The organism is Hymenobacter terrigena (assembly GCF_054776515.1).
Window position 1 is genome coordinate 852676 of sequence record NZ_BAAHBU010000002.1, and the last position, 17176, is coordinate 869851.

Annotated in this window: 30 protein-coding genes; 2 read left to right on the forward strand and 28 right to left on the reverse strand. The window is 57.1% G+C overall.

Annotated elements, in window-relative coordinates; genetic code table 11:
* Positions 1 to 72 precede the first annotated feature (72 nt).
* The 13 genes from rpsM to lepB form a co-directional block, all read right to left on the reverse strand.
* A complete protein-coding gene (rpsM, locus tag ACYU7Q_RS10360; RefSeq protein WP_196286034.1) occupies positions 73 to 450 on the reverse strand; it encodes a 30S ribosomal protein S13 in 378 nt (125 codons plus the stop codon).
* A gap of 111 nt (positions 451 to 561) precedes the next feature.
* A complete protein-coding gene (rpmJ, locus tag ACYU7Q_RS10365; protein WP_046246595.1) occupies positions 562 to 678 on the reverse strand; it encodes a 50S ribosomal protein L36 in 117 nt (38 codons plus the stop codon).
* 21 nt (positions 679 to 699) lie between these two features.
* Positions 700 to 918, reverse strand: coding sequence for a translation initiation factor IF-1 (gene infA, locus ACYU7Q_RS10370; RefSeq protein ID WP_035567874.1), 219 nt, complete (start codon positions 916 to 918; stop codon positions 700 to 702).
* Between the two features lie 5 nt (positions 919 to 923).
* Complete coding sequence (gene map / locus ACYU7Q_RS10375) at positions 924 to 1709, reverse strand: type I methionyl aminopeptidase (protein ID WP_460609378.1); 786 nt, start codon at positions 1707 to 1709, stop codon at positions 924 to 926.
* 7 nt (positions 1710 to 1716) lie between these two features.
* Positions 1717 to 3036, reverse strand: a complete 1320-nt coding sequence (gene secY / locus ACYU7Q_RS10380; RefSeq protein WP_196286032.1) for a preprotein translocase subunit SecY — start codon at positions 3034 to 3036, stop codon at positions 1717 to 1719.
* Between the two features lie 15 nt (positions 3037 to 3051).
* Positions 3052 to 3501, reverse strand: coding sequence for a 50S ribosomal protein L15 (gene rplO, locus ACYU7Q_RS10385; RefSeq protein WP_201985279.1), 450 nt, complete (start codon positions 3499 to 3501; stop codon positions 3052 to 3054).
* Positions 3502 to 3514: 13 nt separating this feature from the next.
* Complete coding sequence (gene rpmD, locus ACYU7Q_RS10390) at positions 3515 to 3694, reverse strand: 50S ribosomal protein L30 (RefSeq protein WP_190925707.1); 180 nt, start codon at positions 3692 to 3694, stop codon at positions 3515 to 3517.
* A 5-nt stretch (positions 3695 to 3699) separates the two neighbouring features.
* On the reverse strand, positions 3700 to 4191 hold the full coding sequence (gene rpsE, locus ACYU7Q_RS10395; protein WP_035567955.1) for a 30S ribosomal protein S5: 492 nt from the start codon (positions 4189 to 4191) through the stop codon (positions 3700 to 3702).
* A gap of 90 nt (positions 4192 to 4281) precedes the next feature.
* Positions 4282 to 4632, reverse strand: coding sequence for a 50S ribosomal protein L18 (gene rplR, locus ACYU7Q_RS10400; RefSeq protein WP_245115532.1), 351 nt, complete (start codon positions 4630 to 4632; stop codon positions 4282 to 4284).
* A gap of 9 nt (positions 4633 to 4641) precedes the next feature.
* A complete protein-coding gene (rplF, locus tag ACYU7Q_RS10405; protein WP_460609379.1) occupies positions 4642 to 5196 on the reverse strand; it encodes a 50S ribosomal protein L6 in 555 nt (184 codons plus the stop codon).
* A gap of 27 nt (positions 5197 to 5223) precedes the next feature.
* On the reverse strand, positions 5224 to 5622 hold the full coding sequence (rpsH, locus tag ACYU7Q_RS10410; RefSeq protein ID WP_068191741.1) for a 30S ribosomal protein S8: 399 nt from the start codon (positions 5620 to 5622) through the stop codon (positions 5224 to 5226).
* Between the two features lie 283 nt (positions 5623 to 5905).
* Positions 5906 to 6766, reverse strand: a complete 861-nt coding sequence (locus ACYU7Q_RS10415) for an NAD(P)-dependent oxidoreductase (protein WP_460609380.1) — start codon at positions 6764 to 6766, stop codon at positions 5906 to 5908.
* 141 nt (positions 6767 to 6907) lie between these two features.
* Positions 6908 to 8074, reverse strand: coding sequence for a signal peptidase I (gene lepB / locus ACYU7Q_RS10420; RefSeq protein WP_460609381.1), 1167 nt, complete (start codon positions 8072 to 8074; stop codon positions 6908 to 6910).
* Between the two features lie 193 nt (positions 8075 to 8267).
* On the opposite strand from lepB, the gene ACYU7Q_RS10425 reads away from it, so the two are divergent.
* Together ACYU7Q_RS10425 and ACYU7Q_RS10430 are read left to right on the forward strand one after the other, a co-directional pair.
* Positions 8268 to 9002, forward strand: a complete 735-nt coding sequence (locus tag ACYU7Q_RS10425; protein ID WP_460609382.1) for a hypothetical protein — start codon at positions 8268 to 8270, stop codon at positions 9000 to 9002.
* Positions 9003 to 9250: 248 nt separating this feature from the next.
* On the forward strand, positions 9251 to 9670 hold the full coding sequence (locus ACYU7Q_RS10430; RefSeq protein ID WP_460609383.1) for an LPD3 domain-containing protein: 420 nt from the start codon (positions 9251 to 9253) through the stop codon (positions 9668 to 9670).
* A 266-nt stretch (positions 9671 to 9936) separates the two neighbouring features.
* Here ACYU7Q_RS10430 and ACYU7Q_RS10435 read toward each other — a convergent pair whose 3' ends face one another.
* From ACYU7Q_RS10435 to rplC, 15 genes are all read right to left on the reverse strand, one after another.
* Entirely contained in the window at positions 9937 to 10410 is a 474-nt protein-coding gene (locus ACYU7Q_RS10435) for an Imm51 family immunity protein (protein ID WP_460609384.1), read from the reverse strand.
* Positions 10411 to 10424: 14 nt separating this feature from the next.
* A complete protein-coding gene (gene rpsN / locus ACYU7Q_RS10440; RefSeq protein ID WP_035567891.1) occupies positions 10425 to 10694 on the reverse strand; it encodes a 30S ribosomal protein S14 in 270 nt (89 codons plus the stop codon).
* A gap of 12 nt (positions 10695 to 10706) precedes the next feature.
* Positions 10707 to 11261: a 50S ribosomal protein L5 gene (gene rplE, locus ACYU7Q_RS10445; protein ID WP_201985298.1), complete on the reverse strand. Its 555-nt coding sequence runs from the start codon at positions 11259 to 11261 to the stop codon at positions 10707 to 10709.
* Between the two features lie 15 nt (positions 11262 to 11276).
* Positions 11277 to 11618 (reverse strand): 50S ribosomal protein L24, encoded by a 342-nt coding sequence (gene rplX, locus ACYU7Q_RS10450; protein ID WP_201985300.1) that lies wholly within the window; start codon positions 11616 to 11618, stop codon positions 11277 to 11279.
* 3 nt (positions 11619 to 11621) lie between these two features.
* On the reverse strand, positions 11622 to 11990 hold the full coding sequence (gene rplN / locus ACYU7Q_RS10455) for a 50S ribosomal protein L14 (RefSeq protein ID WP_035567895.1): 369 nt from the start codon (positions 11988 to 11990) through the stop codon (positions 11622 to 11624).
* 9 nt (positions 11991 to 11999) lie between these two features.
* Positions 12000 to 12296 carry a 30S ribosomal protein S17 gene (gene rpsQ, locus ACYU7Q_RS10460; protein WP_196286022.1) on the reverse strand — a complete coding sequence of 99 codons (297 nt, stop codon included), beginning with the start codon at positions 12294 to 12296 and terminating at the stop codon, positions 12000 to 12002.
* A 3-nt stretch (positions 12297 to 12299) separates the two neighbouring features.
* Positions 12300 to 12515 (reverse strand): large ribosomal subunit protein uL29, encoded by a 216-nt coding sequence (gene rpmC, locus ACYU7Q_RS10465; protein WP_460609385.1) that lies wholly within the window; start codon positions 12513 to 12515, stop codon positions 12300 to 12302.
* 5 nt (positions 12516 to 12520) lie between these two features.
* Entirely contained in the window at positions 12521 to 12946 is a 426-nt protein-coding gene (rplP, locus tag ACYU7Q_RS10470) for a 50S ribosomal protein L16 (protein WP_196286020.1), read from the reverse strand.
* Between the two features lie 108 nt (positions 12947 to 13054).
* Positions 13055 to 13939, reverse strand: coding sequence for a small ribosomal subunit protein uS3 (rpsC, locus tag ACYU7Q_RS10475; RefSeq protein WP_460609386.1), 885 nt, complete (start codon positions 13937 to 13939; stop codon positions 13055 to 13057).
* Positions 13940 to 13945: 6 nt separating this feature from the next.
* On the reverse strand, positions 13946 to 14359 hold the full coding sequence (gene rplV / locus ACYU7Q_RS10480; RefSeq protein ID WP_460609387.1) for a large ribosomal subunit protein uL22: 414 nt from the start codon (positions 14357 to 14359) through the stop codon (positions 13946 to 13948).
* 1 nt (position 14360) lies between these two features.
* The gene (rpsS, locus tag ACYU7Q_RS10485) at positions 14361 to 14639 is read right to left on the reverse strand and encodes a 30S ribosomal protein S19 (protein ID WP_068191730.1); all 279 of its coding nucleotides are present in this window, start codon (positions 14637 to 14639) and stop codon (positions 14361 to 14363) included.
* Between the two features lie 3 nt (positions 14640 to 14642).
* The gene (rplB, locus tag ACYU7Q_RS10490; protein WP_460609388.1) at positions 14643 to 15470 is read right to left on the reverse strand and encodes a 50S ribosomal protein L2; all 828 of its coding nucleotides are present in this window, start codon (positions 15468 to 15470) and stop codon (positions 14643 to 14645) included.
* A gap of 53 nt (positions 15471 to 15523) precedes the next feature.
* Positions 15524 to 15811 carry a 50S ribosomal protein L23 gene (gene rplW / locus ACYU7Q_RS10495; RefSeq protein ID WP_208178125.1) on the reverse strand — a complete coding sequence of 96 codons (288 nt, stop codon included), beginning with the start codon at positions 15809 to 15811 and terminating at the stop codon, positions 15524 to 15526.
* Positions 15811 to 16449: a 50S ribosomal protein L4 gene (rplD, locus tag ACYU7Q_RS10500; RefSeq protein WP_460609389.1), complete on the reverse strand. Its 639-nt coding sequence runs from the start codon at positions 16447 to 16449 to the stop codon at positions 15811 to 15813. Before rplD ends, rplW begins: the two co-directional genes overlap by 1 nt.
* Positions 16450 to 16458: 9 nt before the next feature.
* Positions 16459 to 17079, reverse strand: coding sequence for a 50S ribosomal protein L3 (gene rplC / locus ACYU7Q_RS10505; RefSeq protein WP_196291005.1), 621 nt, complete (start codon positions 17077 to 17079; stop codon positions 16459 to 16461).
* Between the last annotated feature and the right edge of the window lie 97 nt (positions 17080 to 17176).

Consider the following 17176-nt stretch of genomic DNA (forward strand, 5'->3'; position numbering starts at 1 on the left):
AATGCGGGAGGTGTTGGCGCTGGCTGTGCGAGTGCATCACTCGCCAGAGCCAGCGCCGATTCCCGGTTAAGTTTATTTCGTTGCCTTCTTCTTGCCGGCCACCGTTTTACGCTTTCCCTTGCGGGTACGCGAGTTGTTCTTGGTGCGCTGACCACGAACCGGCAGGCCTTTGCGGTGACGCAGACCACGGTAGCAGCCGATGTCCATCAAACGCTTGATGTTCGTCGTTACTTCCGAGCGCAGCACGCCTTCGGTCTTGTGCTCGGCGGCAATGATGGCACGGATGGCGCCCGACTCCTCGTCGGTCCAGTCCTTCACCTTCTTATTGACGTCGACGCCAGCTTTTACCAGAATCTTGCTGGCGTTGCTCCGGCCGATGCCGAAGATGTAGGTCAGCGAAATTTCGCCGCGCTTGTTGTCCGGGATATCAACCCCTGCGATACGAGCCATTGTGTGTGGTTATGTGTTTGCGGACAGAAACCCGGCAACTGCTTGGAAGGCGGGCCGAAGGCTAATAACCAACGACTCAGTACCCAAGGTTCCGGGGTTCTAAAAATTGAATTAACCCTGACGCTGCTTAAAGCGGGGGTTTTTCTTGTTGATGACGTAGAGCTTGCCATTACGGCGGACCAGTTTGCAGTCCACGCTACGCTTTTTCACCGAGGTTTTTACTTTCATGACCTGTGAAGGGAAACGGGTTTATTTATAACGATACTTAATCCGGCCCTTCGACAAGTCGTAGGGCGACATTTCCAGTTTCACCTTGTCGCCGGGCAGAATCTTGATGTAGTGCATCCGCATCTTGCCCGAAATGTGGGCAATCAGCTGGTGACCGTTCTCCAATTCCACGCGGAACATGGCGTTGGAAAGGGCTTCCAGGATGGTTCCGTCCTGCTCAATCGAGGCTTGTTTTGCCATAAGGGCTACTGCTGCAATGCTTTTTCGATGTATTCAAAGGAGGTGAGAATTTCCGCCTTTTCTTTTCTAACTACTACGGTGTGCTCGAAGTGCGCCGAGGGCTTGCGGTCCTTGGTGCGGATAGTCCAGCCATCTGCCTCCTGCACCACGTCTTTCTTGCCCAGGTTCACCATCGGCTCAATGGCGATGACCAACCCAGTTTGCAAGAGCGGCCCGGAACCCCGCTTGCCGTAGTTCGGCACATCGGGGCTTTCGTGCAGCTTCGCGCCAACTCCGTGGCCAACCAACTCGCGCACCACCCCGTAGCCCAACGGGCCCACATGGTTCTGGATAGCGTAGCTGATGTCGCCCACGCGGTTGCCGCTCACGGCTTGTTCGATGCCTTTGTATAACGCAGCTTTCGTTTCCTTCAGCAGCGTCAGCACTTCCGGCGCCACCTCCCCGATTGGGTAGGTGTAAGCACTATCTGAATGGTAGCCATTCAGCAACACCCCGCAGTCCACCGAGATGATGTCGCCGCTTTTTAGCGGCTCATCGGTGGCGAACCCGTGCACCACTACCGCATTTGGCGAGAGGCACAGGCTGTAGGGGAAATCGTATAAACCTTTGAAAGAGGGTATCCCGCCGTTGTCTCGGATGAATTCCTCCGCGCGCTTATCAAGCTGTCGCGTCGTCACTCCTTCCTTGATGAGACTCGCGACTTCGCCGTGAGCCCGGGACAGCAACTGGGCACTGGCCCGCATGAGGTCAATCTCTTCTTCGGTTTTGTATTGTATCGGACCTTTTGCCATTGCTTGGTTACGAGGCGATGGAAATGGGCTGGGCCGTGCGACCGCGCAGCTTACCCGATTTCATCATGCCGTCGTAGTGCTGCATCAACAAGTAGCTCTGCACTTGGTTCACCGTGTCGAGTACTACGCCCACCATGATGATGAGCGAAGTGCCGCCATAGAAAGCCGAGAACGGACGGGTAACGCCCAACAACAAAGCCAGCGCGGGGAAGATGGCGATGAGGGCCAGCGCCACGGCACCCGGCAGGGTGATGCGCGTCAGGATTTCATCGATGTATTCCGAGGTATCGCGGCCAGGCTTCACGCCAGGTACGAAACCACCGCTCCGCTTCAGGTCATCGGCAATCTGGTTCGGATTGACGCTGATGGCCGTGTAGAAGTAGGTGAAGATGATAATCAGCAGGCCGAAAGTAAGGTTGTACTGCCACGAAGTGTAGTCCGAGAACTTCACGCCGATGTAGCTGGCGGTATCGCTCTGGTTCTGCCATACTGACGCCACGATGGCGGGCACAAACATCAACGACTGCGCGAAGATGATGGGCATTACGCCGGCCGCATTCACTTTAAGGGGAATGAACTGACGCTGCGCATCCAGCTGCGTGGTGCCGCCTACCTGCTTGGCATACTGCACCGCGATGCGGCGTACCGCTTGCGTGAGCACAATAACCGCCATAACCACGAGGAACAGCACCACCATTTCCAGCAGGAAAATCAGCGACTTGTTCACGCCTTTAGCAGCAGCCTCACCGATGATGGCACCGGGGAGACGCGACACGATGCCAATCATGATAATCATGGAGATACCGTTGCCGATGCCTTTGTCCGTAATTTTCTCACCCAGCCACATGCAGAACAACGTGCCGGCCGTGATGATAATCATGGTCGAAACGGTGAAGAACGTGCCGGGATTGATGATGGCTTCGGCGTTAATCGTGGCAATGAAGCCAACCGATTGGGCCAACACAATCGGAATCGTGAGAATCCGGGTGTACTGGTTGATTTTCTTACGTCCCGACTCGCCTTCCTTCTGGAGCTTCTGGAAGTAGGGCACGGCGATGGTGAGCAGCTGCAACACAATCGACGCCGAGATGTACGGCATGATGCCCAGCGCGAAAATCGACGCGTGGCTGAAAGCGCCACCAAGCAGCGTATCCAGAATGCCAAACAAGCCTTGGGCGCCGGTCTTGAGTTGCGTGGGGTCAACGCCCGGCAACACCACGTAAACGCCTAGGCGATAGATGGCAATGAAGAAAAGCGTATTGAGGATTCGCGTACGCAAATCCTCAATCGCAAAAATGTTTTTTATCGACTCGATAAACTTATTCATTGCCGAAGGTAGCTATTAGAGCGTTACCGCTTTGCCGCCAGCTTTCTCGATGGCCTCAATAGCCGATTTCGAGAAGGCGTGAGCATGAACTTCAACAGCAGTGGCGATTTCGCCGCGGCCGAGAACTTTGATTTTGGCGTTTTTCGAAACCAGACCGGCGGCCACGAAGTAAGCGGCATCCAGGGTGGTGGCGCTGTTCTTCTCGAGAAGGCCAGCGAGCACATCGAGGTTGATGGCTTTGTACTCGACGCGGTTGATGTTCGTGAAGCCGAACTTGGGAACACGGCGCTGGAGGGGCATCTGGCCACCTTCAAAGCCGGACTTGCGCTTGTAGCCCGAACGCGACTTGGCACCTTTATGACCACGGGTCGACGTGCCACCGCGCGTGGAGCCTTCGCCCCGGCCAATCCGCTTCTCGTTTTTAGTCGAGCCGTAGGCGGGCGATAGATTGCTGAGATTGAGCATGACGATAATAGTCTTACAGTTCGGTTACTTGGAGCAGGTGCTGCACGCTCTTCACCATGCCCAGGATGGACGGGTTCGATTCGTGGGTAGCAGTGCTGTTGAGTTTGTTCAGGCCGAGGGACTGAACGGTACGCTTCTGACGCTCGGGGCGGTCAATGGCGCTGCGCACGAGCTTTACTTGAATTTGTGCCATGTCAATTAACCGTTAAAAACGCGGGCCAAAGAAATACCACGGGCTTGAGCGATTTGCAACGGGTCGCGCATTTTGGCGAGGGCTGCAAACGTAGCTTTAACCACGTTGTGAGGGTTCGACGAGCCTTTCGACTTCGCCAGCACATCCTTAATACCGGCGCTCTCGAACACGGCGCGCATAGCACCGCCGGCGATTACACCCGTACCGGCAGCAGCCGGCTGGATGAGCACAAAACCACCGCCGTAGCGGCCTTCCATGAGGTGGGGAACGGTGTGCTTGTACATCGGCACTTTCACCACGTTCTTCTTGGCGTCGTCAATGCCTTTGGCAATGGCGTCGGTTACTTCGTTGGCTTTGCCGAGGCCGTAGCCTACGTTGCCGTTGCCGTCGCCTACTACCACGATGGCAGAGAAGCTAAAGCGGCGACCGCCTTTCACCACCTTCGCTACGCGGTTGATGGCTACTACTTTTTCTTTGAAGTCGGAGTCAGCACCCATGCGGGAGTTGTCCTTGTTCCGGTCGCGGTCGTTGCTGCGCTGACGGTCTCCGCCAGGACGATTGTTGTCGCGTTCTTGCGCCATGATAGTTTAGAAATTGAGGCCGCCTTCGCGAGCACCTTCAGCCAATGATTTTACGCGACCGTGGTAGAGGTAACCCGAGCGGTCGAACACCACTTTCGTGATGCCTTTCTCCAGAGCAACCGCGGCTACCTGACGGCCTACGGCAGCGGCCAGGGCCACGCCATTGCCACCTTCGGCGGTTACTTTTTTCGACGTAGCGGCAGCCAGGGTGCGGCCGGTCGTGTCGTCGATAATCTGAGCATAAATGCCCGTGTTGCTGCGGAACACCGACAGGCGCGGACGCTCCGAGGTGCCGGACACTTTCGTGCGGATGATGCGCTGAATCCGCTTGCGGCGAGTTGCTTTATCAAATGCCATGATGCGAATTTATTTAGAGGCCGTTTTACCAGCTTTGCGACGGATAATCTCGCCCACGAAGCGCACACCTTTGCCTTTGTAGGGCTCCACTTTGCGCAGCGAACGAATTTTGGCGGCCACTTGGCCCAGCAGCTGATTGTCGATGCTGTTGAGCGTAACAATCGGGTTTTTACCTTTTTCGGTAACGGCCGTAGCGGTTACTTCGCCGGGGAGGGCGATGTACACGTTGTGCGAGTAGCCGAGGGCCAGTTCCAGCGTGCTGCCTACGAGCGAGGCTTTGTAACCTACGCCAACCAGTTCCAGTTTCTTCTCGAAACCAGCGCTAACACCGGTCACCATGTTGTTGATGAGCGAGCGGTAGAGGCCGTGCATGGCCTTGTGGCGCTTCTGCTCGGTGGGACGGGTTACGGTGAGGGTACCATCTTCCACGGCTACGGTGATGTCGCGGTCTACTTGCGTAGTGAGCGAGCCCTTAGGGCCTTTCACCGTCACCGCGTTGTTGTTGTCGACCGAAATAGCGACCCCGGCGGGGACGGAAATCGGCAGTTTACCAATACGTGACATAATTGAATTTGCTAAAGCGGTTCCGGACTAGTACACGTAGCACAGCACCTCGCCGCCCACGTTCTCGGTTTTGCACTCTTTCTCGGTCATCACGCCTTTCGAGGTCGAGATGATGGCCACACCCAGGCCGCTGAGGACGCGGGGCAGGTTGTCGGCGGCCACGTACTGACGCAAGCCCGGCGTCGAAACGCGCTGCAGCTTGGTGATGGCGGGGGCCTTCGTGGTCGGGTTGTACTTCAGGGCGATTTTGATGGTGCCCTGAACCGACGAATCATCAAAACGGTACGACTGGATGTACCCTTTGTGGTACAGCACTTTCGTGATTTCCTTTTTGATGTTGCTGGCCGGGATTTCTACCACCCGGTGGTTCGCCTTGATGGCGTTGCGTACCCGGGTCAGGTAGTCGGCAATGGGGTCAGTGTTCATTGATAATTAAATACGTCCGCTTTTTTCGGAGCGCAAAGATAAGAAAATTTCGCCCGGCTGCCAATGGCGCCTAACGAAATTTCGGGTTAAGACTACTTGGCACGTCCGGCGACGGTCCGGCCAATGGTTTCTTTTGGCAACCTGCCAAATGGTTTTTGAGGCAAGCCTCAGGTTTTGGGTGTGCAAAGGTAGCAGGCTTTCAGGGGCTTTTGCAAGTGCCTGACAGAAATATTCTTGGAAGCCAAACGGCTGTTGCCCGAAAGACATCGAATCTGCAGCGGCGCTATTGCTGCTGCAGATGCTTAAGAATGGCAATCACGTCTTCGTCACCGTGCGCGGCTTCCGCCTCCTGGAAGGTCTGGTGAACCACGTTGGCCAGCGGCGTATTGTAACCCTCGGCTTTGGCTAGGCGCAGGTCTTTCGCGAGCAGCTTGAGGGCGAAAGCGGCTTGGTAGTTCTCGTTAAGAATGGCTTCCCCCTTGATGTTGATGAAGACGCTGGCCAGGGCGCTGCTCTTGATGAGGTTGAGCAGGTCAGCCGTTTCCAGCCCGTGCTGCTGGGCGAAGACGACAGCTTCGGCTAGGCCCTGCGCTTGGAAGCCGAGCAGGGTGTTCATGGCGAGCTTAGCGGTGTTGCCCGCGCCGATCGGGCCCACGCGCAGGGCAAGCTTGCCGAGGTGTGCGAACAAGGGTTCGGCCTGCCGGAACGCCGCGTCTTCGCCGCCGACCATAATCGCGAGATGGCCGCTTTCGGCCTGCTTCACGCTACCAGATACTGGGGCGTCGAGGTACTCGTGGCCTTTAGCATGGTTTAGCGCAGCCATCTCTTGGCTGACGCCGGGCGACACGGTGCTCATGTTGACGATGAGCTTGCCGGTGGCCGACGACTGCAACAGGCCGTGCTCTCCGGTGAAAAGCTCCCTGGTGGCTTGGTCATCTGACACCATGAGGAAGGTGACTTGCGCGGCGTCGAGCACAGCGGCGGGCGTGGCGGCGACGGTGGCGCCTTCGGCGCGCAGAGCTTCGGTTTTGGCGGGGCTTCGGTTGTAGGCCACTACGGGGTGGCCGGCGGCAAGCAGGCGGCGGGCCATGGGCGTGCCCATGTTGCCCAGGCCTATCCAGCCGGTGGTGATTGGTGATTCCATGATGGGTTATAAATGGCAAACTGGCGCAGTTGCCAGCGTAGGCTATAAACGGCAAACTGGGTTGTTCCGAATGACGGAACAACCCAGTTTATTTCAGTTCCCGCCATTTTCTAACTGACCGGTGGCGCAAGCAGCCGGTGGCTAGTCGATGGGCCGGAATAGGCGGCTCCACCTCACCTTGTCCAGCAACCCCGCGTTTGGGTTGAGGGAAAGCCACACAAACACGGCTTTGCCTACAATGTGGTCTTCGGGTACGAAACCCCAGAAGCGGGAGTCCTCGGAGTTGTGGCGGTTGTCGCCCATCATGAAGTAGTAGTTCTGCTTAATGGTGTAGCGGGTCAGCGGCTGGCCGTTTTGCTGAATCATGCCATCCTTCCAGCTGATGCCTTGGTTGTGTTCGTACTGCGACACGATTTTGTAGTAAACCGCCGCATTGGCCGGCGTCAGGGTGATGGTTTGGCCTTTCTTCGGCACGGGCAGGGGGCCGTACTGGTCGAGCTGCCAATGGTTGGGCGCGGCACTAGCGGCGGTGGAGACATCGAAGTCGGCCGCATCGGGGAATAGCTGGACCTCGTAGGGCAGCACAGTAAGGGATTTCACGTAGGGCTGCTGGCGGAAGTAGCTGGCCACCGCAGCGGGGCAGCTGATGACGAAACCCGACTGCCCGGTGGTCGGGTCGGCCACGACCTGGGGGATGCCATCGGGCTCGCGGTAATCGACCACGCCATGCTCGCGCAGGGCTTGGCGGATTTCATCATTGGGCGCGGGCACGGCCATGAAGTAGGTGGTCTGAGGCAGGCCAGCCACCGCGCCCGGCTGGCCGTTGAGGAACACCTGGCCGTTGCGGATTTCCAGCGTATCGCCGGCTACTGCGATGCAGCGCTTGATGAGGTTGGTGCGGAGGTCGGCGGGGCGCTGGGGCTCGTGCGGCACGTGGAAGACCACGACATCGTTGCGCTGCACCGAGCTGAACCCCGGGAAGCGGTAGGTAGGCAGTTGAATGAGGTCGGAATAGCTCTGCGGGCCGTGCTCCCACAGGGTTTGGTGCGTGAGGGGCACCTGCAAGGGCGTTTGGGGTGTGATGGGGCCATAATGCAGCTTGCTCACAAACAGGTAATCGCCCACCAGCAGCGTGCCCTCCATACTTTCGGAGGGAATGGTGTAGGCTTCCACCGCTGACCAGCGCAGCAGCGTGGCGGCCACAATCGCAAAAATCAGTGAGTCGGCCCACTCGCGGGTTTTGGTTTTGGGCGGCTTGGGCGCTGCATTGGGGGTGGCGCGTTTGGTCTGGAAGAAAGGTATCCGCATGGGTTCTGGCTGAAGAGGGTGAGACAATAGCCACGGCAGCGCCGCAGCAACAGGAAGTGCCCTAACGCACCGATGAGTGAAATAGTACGGTAGGACAATATAGCCACGCCCCTCCCCTATTCCCCAGCTTTTCCTGCCTACTATTGAGGCGCCTGCGGGCAACAATGCCCGTGGTTTATTTACCCTATTCCCAATGGCCAAATCCCCCAACAAGCTTTTCAGCACCAAATTCCGCAACTGGTTGCTCTACCTCGTGGTGTCGCGGCAGAACTTGAAGGCCATTGCCGGCTATACCATCCAGGCCCTGGAGCAGGATGGCAAGCAGTTTCAGCCGCAGCTCGACCTGCTGCAGCCGCTCTACGACGGGTTCGATGCAAACCTGACGACTTCGGCCGGGGCTAGCGCCGGGCGCGGCTCCCAAACCCTGACGGCCGATACCGTCTTCGGCCTCATCAAGCAGTTTATGAAACGGGCCTATAAGAAGAATTTCGCGGCGCTGGAGGAAGACAACCCCGCCCTGTTCAAGGAATTCTTTCCGGCCGGGCGCACCGAGTTTTCCTCGGCCTCGCGCAAGAGCATGGGCACGGCCTTCGCCCGGTTCGTAAAAACGCTGAACGAGCACAAGGCCGACGTGCCCGATGGAGCGAACCTGCTCAAAGCCGCCCAGCCCCTGGCCGAACAATACGCCGAAGCCCGCAACACCCAGGATGCCCGCAAGAAGCTGGTGAAGTCGGCCAGCTCCGACCTCGATGCCGACGAAACGGATTTGCTGATAGAACTCTTCGGGGCCTACACCGCCCTGCTGGCCCACTATTACCGTACCCCGGAGCGCGTGGCCACCTATTTCGACTTCTCGGTGCTGCCCCACGGCCAGCACCAGCCCGCCGCCGATGCCGCGGCCCCCGGCGCGAATGCTACGGAGGCCTAGGTTTTTCTGTGAATGCCCGTAGGACGTCCTACGGGGCTCCCTATTTTTCTGTTGGTGCCCGTAGGGTTTCCTACGAAGGCCCGCATTTTTCTGTTGGTGCCCGTAGGACTTTCTACGGGCACTTTATTTTTTCTCAAGTGCCCCGTTAAATGAGTGGCGGGCATTTGGAGAAACTTGGAGTGGCGGCAGGCTCAATTGATGCGTTACCATACTGGTGCGTTACCTTTCGTTTTCCTCAATTCTACCCGATGGTCGACATTTCCAGCACCCAAATCGGCTCTTACGACACCATCAACGAACTGCGCCGTAAGGTAGGCGACTGGGTGAAAGAGCATTTCCGCGAGCCCGTGCGCAATGTCGAAACCAATACCCTCATCGAGTTCAACAAGGACAGCCGGCGGCACCCCGTCACCAGCTTGGCGCCCGGCCGCGTGGCTGATGTGGAAGAAGTGCGCCTGCTGGCCACCCTCGGCATACCCGAAGCCCTAGCGCAAGCCCACCACGACCAGCTGCTGCCCCGCAAACCCACCGATGCACCTGATGTTCTCCGCATCCACATCTTCCTGGCCCACGCCCGCATCGATGGCATCGACTACCACTTGCGCCTGCTCGTGAAGGAGAAAACCGGCGGCCACTACTTCTACGACCACATCGTGGCCGTGGCATAGAAAAACCCCCTCCGCCATAAGTACCGGGGCCGCAGACACCTTGCGGATGAGCCAGTATGGCGAAGGGGGCTAAACGGAACGAGCCGTTTTAGTGCCTATTATCTATCCAAAGATACGCTAGATACGCTACTGCCGCAGATTGAGTTCCTCTCCCGCCCGGCACGCATCTGAAGAAACTTGCAGGGGCTGGGTGCTCAGGAGATACAGCCTGAATACAAAAGAGGGTTGCCCAATAATGGAGCAACCCTCTTTTCATATCTCAACTCCTATTCTGAAAAATTATCTGGGTCTGCTTTACTCAAATACTTCTTCAGGCTCTTCTTATTTGCGAAGACTGGATGAACGGCTTTCATAAACCGATTCACAATCTCCTCGCTATCGGCATACACTAAAAACGTGTCCCCCTCTTCGTCAAATTCTAAATGGTCCAAAACCTGTGGGTCTTTCTCATCTAGTATTGCGCTGATGTGTTCCACCCATGAAGGCCCATTGCCACCAAAGCCGTATTCTTCGAATAGCTCATAATAGCCGTCAATTTCACCTACCGGCGCTTGAATACAGTAGCGGCGATTTTCTTCTTCTAGCTCGACAGGAGTAACTTTTGTTACGTCGAAAGGGAATGGGTTTTCCACAGGTGGGGCAGATGGTTTTTCAGGAGAACGTTTATCAGTACAACTGATTATTAGACAAAAGAAAAAGCCCAAGCATAGCAATGCAAGGGCTTTTTCTTTTGTAAACATATCCGTGCTGGATACTACCAGCTCGACTTCGTCACACCAGGGATTTTCCCGGCGAGCGCCATTTCGCGGAAACGCACGCGGCTGATGCCAAACTTGCGCATGTAGCCGCGGGGGCGGCCGTCAATCATGTCGCGGTTATGCAGGCGCACGGGCGAAGCGTTTTTGGGCAGCTTGTCGAGACCTTCGTAGTCGCCGGCAGCTTTCAGAGCCTTGCGCTTCTCAGCGTAGCGGGCCACGGTGGCAATGCGCTTGCGCTCCCGTGCTTTGATGGATTCTTTAGCCATGAGTTCGGAAGATTAAGCGTCTTTTTTAGCGTTGGCGAAAGGCATACCGAACGCCTTCAGCAGCTCGTAGCTCTGCTCGTCGTTCTCGGCGGTGGTCACGAACGTGATGTCCATGCCCGAGATGCCTTTGATTTTGTCAATCGAGATTTCGGGGAAGATGATTTGCTCCTTCACACCGAGCGTGTAGTTGCCACGGCCATCGAACCCTTTGTCGTTGATGCCTTTGAAGTCACGTACGCGGGGCAGGGCTACCGTCAAGAGACGGTCCATGAACTCGTACATTTTCTCGCCGCGCAGCGTCACTTTCGCACCGATGGGCATGCCTTCCCGGAGCTTAAAGTTCGACACCGATTTCTTGGCGATGGTGGCGATGGCTTTCTGGCCGGTGATAACCGTCAGTTCTTCCACGCCGTTGTCGACCAACTTCTTGTCGGCTACCGCCGCGCCAATGCCGCGGTTGATGCAGATTTTGGTGATACGGGGTACCTGCATAATGCTCTTAAACTGGAATTTCTCCTGGAGCGCGGGTACAACGTCTTTTTTATAAATGTCTTTGAGACGGGCCATGATGGTGGGGGCTGCTTAAGCCGTTTTGGCAGAGGCACGCTTGGCTTTGGCAGGGGCAGCCGGAGCTGCAGCCGCTGCGGCGCCTTTGCGCACCCGCTCACCGGTGGTGGGGTTGATAGCCTGCACGTTGCTCACGTGCATGGGCGCCTCCATCTTGGTGATGCCGCCCTGGGGCGATTTGGCGCTCGGCTTGTTGTGTTTCGTCACCAGGTTCAGGCCCTCAACGGTTACGCGCTGAGTCACCCGGTTCACCGACTTGATAACGCCGGTTTTGCCCTTTTCGTCGCCAGCAATCACCTTCACGGTATCGCCCGACTTTACGTGCAGCTGCACGGGGTCTGCTTTTCTGATAGCCATGGCTTAGAGTACTTCGGGGGCTAAGGATACGATTTTCATGAACTGACGCTCACGCAGCTCGCGGGCCACTGGGCCGAAGATGCGCGTGCCGCGGGGCTCGTCGTTGTTGTTGAGCAACACGGCGGCGTTGTCGTCGAAGCGGATGTACGAACCGTCTTTGCGGCGCACTTCCTTCTTCACACGTACCACGACGGCCTTGCTCACGGTGCCTTTCTTGGCGTTGCCCGAAGGGATAGCCGACTTGATGGCTACCACAATCTTGTCGCCAACGCTGGCGTATTTCTTGCCCGTGCCACCCAAAACGCGGATGCAGAGGACTTCCTTGGCGCCGCTGTTGTCGGCCACCGTCAGGCGGGATTCTTGCTGTATCATCGGTTCAGATTATTTAGCGCGTTCAACAATTTCAACCAGGCGCCACCGCTTGGTCTTGCTCAGCGGACGGGTGCTCATGATGCGCACCGTGTCGCCTTCGCCGCACTCGTTTTTCTCGTCGTGGGCGTGGAATTTCGTGGTTTTGGTCACGAACTTGCCGTACTTGGGGTGCTTTTGTTTCTGCACCACAGCCACGGTGATGGACTTGTCCATCTTCGAGCTCGTTACCGTGCCGGTGATTTCCTTGCGCATGTTGCGCGAGTCTTCAGCTACGGCTTGGTCTTGGGTTGTTACGTCGGTTGCCATCGGTTATTGAGCGGAGTTAGTGGACTGCTCGCTCTTGCGACGGTTCTGCTCGGTGAGCAGACGGGCGACAGTCTTACGGTTAGCCTTGAGACGGGCGGGGTTTTCCAGGGGCGAAATCGCATGAGCGAAACGCAGCTGCTGGCCCTGAGCCTGCTCGGATTTGATTTGCTCTTTCAGCTGGTCAGCGGAAAGGCCTTTGAGGTCGGTCTTGTTCTTCATCGGAATTAGGCGGCTTCGGTGTAGTCGCGGCGAACCACGAAAGAAGTTTTCACCGGCAGTTTCTGAGCGGCCAGACGGAGCGACTCCTTGGCTACTTCCAGCGAAACGCCGTCCGACTCGAACATGATTTGGCCGGGCTTCACGCAGGCTACCCAATACTCGGGCGAGCCTTTGCCTTTACCCATGCGCACCTCAGCGGGCTTCTTGGTAATCGGCTTGTCGGGGAAAATGCGAATCCATACTTGCCCTTCGCGTTTCATGGCGCGGGTCATGGCGATACGGGCAGCCTCAATTTGGCGAGCCGTAATCCAAGACACTTCCAGCGACTTGATGGCGAACGAACCGAAGTCTATGGAGCTGCCGCGGTAGGCCAAGCCTGTCACGCGACCCTTTTGCATCTTGCGATACTTGGTCCTTTTCGGTTGTAACATTTTAGTTTATTGTAAAAAGAGTGTTCTTAAAAGAGAGGGGCGAACAGCCGAACATTTCGCTTCGTTCACCTGAAAGCGGCAAACGAAGCGAAATGGCTTGACTTTGTTCTAGCGACGCGGGCCGCGAGCGGCACCACCGGCAGCACCACCGCCTTGGGCGGGGCCGTTGCGACGGGGACCAGCGTTGTCGCCAGCACCACCGCGGGAGCCACGGTCGTTGCCGCCACGGCCACCGGCACCACCGTCACGACGGGGGCCACGGTCACCTTCGCGACGCTCACCGCGGGGGCCGCGGTCGTCACGACGACCACCGCCACCTTCGCCGCCACCGGGGTTGGTGAGTTGCTGGTTCGGCGAGAGGTCGGGCTTGCCGAACACCTCACCGCGCATCACCCACACCTTGATGCCGATTTTGCCATACACGGTCTGAGCTTCCGACAAAGCATAGTCGATATCGGCGCGCAGCGTGTGCAGCGGCGTACGACCCTCTTTGTACTGCTCCGAACGGGCAATTTCCGCACCGCCGAGACGGCCACCGCACTGAATCTTGATGCCTTCGGCACCAACACGCATAGCGGCCTGAATCGACATTTTCATGGCGCGACGGAAGGAGATACGAGCGGCCAGCTGCTGGGCGATGCTCTCGCCTACCAGCTTGGCATCCAACTCCGGACGCTTGATTTCGAAGATGTTGATTTGAACGTCTTTGCTGGTGATTTGCTTCAGCTCGTCCTTAATCTTGTCAACTTCCTGGCCGCCTTTACCGATTACCACACCCGGACGAGCCGTGTTGATGGTGATGGTAATGCGCTTCAGGGTGCGCTCAATCACAATGCGGCTGATGCCACCTTTCTGAATGCGCGCGTTGATGTACTTGCGGATTTTCTCGTCCTCCACCAGTTTCTCGGCGAAGTCCTTGCCGCCGTACCAGTTGGAGTCCCAGCCTTTGATAACTCCCAAGCGGAAGCCAACCGGATTTACTTTCTGTCCCATATTAACTTAGGATTTGGCGTCGGCCTTAGGGTTTTCGGTAGTGCCAACTTGCTTGGCGTGCTTGGAACCAAGCTTTTCAACCTTCGTGTCGATTTTCAGCGTCACGTGGTTGCTGCGCTTGCGGATGCGGTGGCCACGGCCCTGGGGGGCGGGGCGCAGGCGCTTCAGCTGGCGTCCTTCGTCCACGAAGATTTCGCTGATGTAGAGGTTTGCGTCCTCAATCCGCTCGTCTTCGTTGTGCTGCTGCCAGTTGGCCAAGGCCGACAGGAGCAGTTTCTCAATCTTCTCGGCGCCGATGTTGGCTTCGAAGCGCAACAGGCCAAGGGCCTGGGTCACTTTCTTGCCGCGCACGAGGTCGGCCACCAAACGCATCTTGCGAGGCGAGGTCGGCACATTGCGGAGTTTTGCTACTGCTTCCATCTTAGCGCTTGCCTTTATCTTTTTTGGCGACGTGACCACGGAAGTTACGCGTCGGGGCAAATTCGCCCAACTTGTGTCCTACCATGTTCTCGGTCACATACACCGGGATGAACTTATTGCCGTTGTGAACAGCGAACGTGTGGCCAACGAAATCCGGGGAAATCATCGAGCGGCGCGACCATGTCTTCACCACCGATTTCTTACCAGCCGTTTCGAGTGCCGTGACTTTCTTTTCCAGCCGGAAGTCAATGTACGGCCCTTTTTTGAGTGAACGTGCCATATATTACTTCTTGCCTTTGCGGCTCACAATCAGGTTCTCCGAATACTTGTTCTTGTTGCGGGTCTTCTGGCCCTTAGCCAAAATACCGTTGCGGCTCCGTGGGTGACCACCCGACGATTTGCCTTCGCCACCACCCATGGGGTGGTCGACAGGGTTCATTACCACACCACGAACGCGCGGACGACGACCAGCCCAGCGGTTGCGGCCGGCTTTGCCCATCACGGTGTTCATGTGGTCGCCGTTCGACACGGTACCAACGGTGGCCATGCAGGTAACGAGCACCATGCGCATCTCGCCCGAAGGCAATTTCAGCGTGGCATACTTCTCTTCGCGGGCTACGATTTGGGCGTAGGTGCCAGCCGAGCGAGCCATTGCTGCGCCCTGGCCGGGCTGCAACTCGATGTTGTGGAGGATGGTACCGAGGGGAATCTCGCGCAGCGGCAGGGTGTTGCCTACTTCGGGAGCGACGCCGGGGCCCGACACAATCTTCGTGCCTACCGTCATGCCGGCGGGAGCGATGATGTAACGCTTCTCACCATCGGCATAGTTTACCAAGGCGATGCGCGCAGTGCGGTTGGGGTCGTACTCGATGGACTTCACGACGGCCGGAACACCGGCTTTGTCGCGCTTGAAGTCCACGATGCGGTACTGGGTTTTGTGACCACCGCCGATGTAGCGGTTGGACATTTTACCGGAAGAGTTCCGGCCACCCGTTTTGCTGAGGGAAGTCATCAGCGACTTCTCCGGGGTCGACGTCGTAATCTCGTCGAACGCCGGCGCAACGCGGAAGCGCTGCCCTGGGGTTGTTGGTCTGAGTTTTTTAAGTGCCATTACTAGCTAGTTGTGCTTTTGCGGCGAAAAATTTGAGGCGAAGCTTGGTCGGCCTAGAGGTTGCCGTAGAAGTCGATAACGTCGCCTTCTTTCACGGTCACAATGGCTTTCTTGCCGTGGGCGCGACGACCGGAAACCTGGCCGCCTTTGGTGCCTTTCGACTTCATTTTGCCAATGGTGCGCATCGTGTTGATTTCGGTCACCGTCACGCCGTACAGCGATTCGATGTCCTTTTTGATTTGCACTTTGTTGGCGGTGCGCTCCACTTCGAACGTGTAGCGACCTTTCTCGTTAAGGCCGGTGGCCTTTTCGGTAACGATGGGGCGTTTCAGGGTGCTCATTATTCGGCGGTGCTATAGAGTTCAACCAATGAAGCCATGCCGTCTTCCGAAATCAGGAGCGTATCCGTGTTCAGCAGGTCGTGGGTGTTGAGGCCGATGGGCGTCGACACTTTCACTTTTTGCAGGTTGCGGGCGCTCAGGAGCACGTTTTTGTTGACCTCACCGGTCACGAGCATGGTCTTTTTGCCATTGTTCAGCTTGAGGCCGTCGAGGATGGCAACGAAGTCCTTGGTGCGGGGAGCAGCCAGCGAGATGGTTTCCACGAGGGAAATCTTGCCGTCTTTGGCTAGGCTCGACAGAGCCGAGAGGCGTGCTACGCGCTTGGTCTTCTTGTTCAGCTTGAAGCCGTAGTCGCGGGGCTGAGGACCGAACATGCGGCCACCACCAACGAACACACCCGACTTCATGCTGCCGGCGCGGGCACCGCCCGTACCTTTTTGTTTCTTGAGCTTCTTCGTGGTGCCGTGCACTTCGTTGCGCTGCTTGGACTTGTGCGTACCCTGGCGCTGGTTGGCCAAGTACTGCTTCACGTCCAGGTACATCACGTGCTCGTTTACTTCGAGGCCGAAGATGGCGTCAGACAGGGTCACTTTGCGGCCGGTGTCTTCGCCTTTGAGGTTATATACTGCGAGTTCCATCGTACTAGTCTATTTCTCGATTACCACGTAAGAGTTCTTCGCGCCGGGAATCGAGCCGCTCACCAGAATCAGGTTCTTGTCGCCTACTACGCGCATCACCTTCAGGTTCTGCACTTTCACGCGGTCGTTGCCCATCCGGCCACCCATGCGCATTCCTTTGAATACGCGCGAAGGCCACGAGCACGCACCGATAGAACCGGGGTGACGCAGGCGGTTGTGCTGGCCGTGGGTCTGGCCACCAACACCCTGGAAGTTGTAACGCTTTACAACGCCCTGGAAACCCTTGCCTTTGGAAGTGCCTACTACGTCCACAAACTCGCCCTCTTCGAAGAGAGTCGCGTCGATGGTAGCGCCAGCGGCGTAGGTCGATTCGGCGTCGAGGCGGAATTCAACCAGTTTTTTCTTGGGGGTCGTACCGGCTTTTTTGAAGTGACCAACCAAGGCTTTGGTGGTGTTCTTCTCTTTTTTCTCGCCGTACCCAATTTGAATGGCGGTGTAACCGTCATTCGCGATAGTCTTAACCTGCGTCACTACGCACGGACCCGCTTCGATGAGCGTGCAGGGAATGTTCTTCCCGTCCGGAGTGAAGAGGCTTGTCATACCGATTTTCTTACCGATAATGCCAGGCATTCTGTTAATGATTAAATGACACAAAAAGAAAACGGCCGAGTGCCGTTTTCGCTAAGGGAGTGCAAAGATAGAAAAAAAGCCCGGGCTATCCCAATGG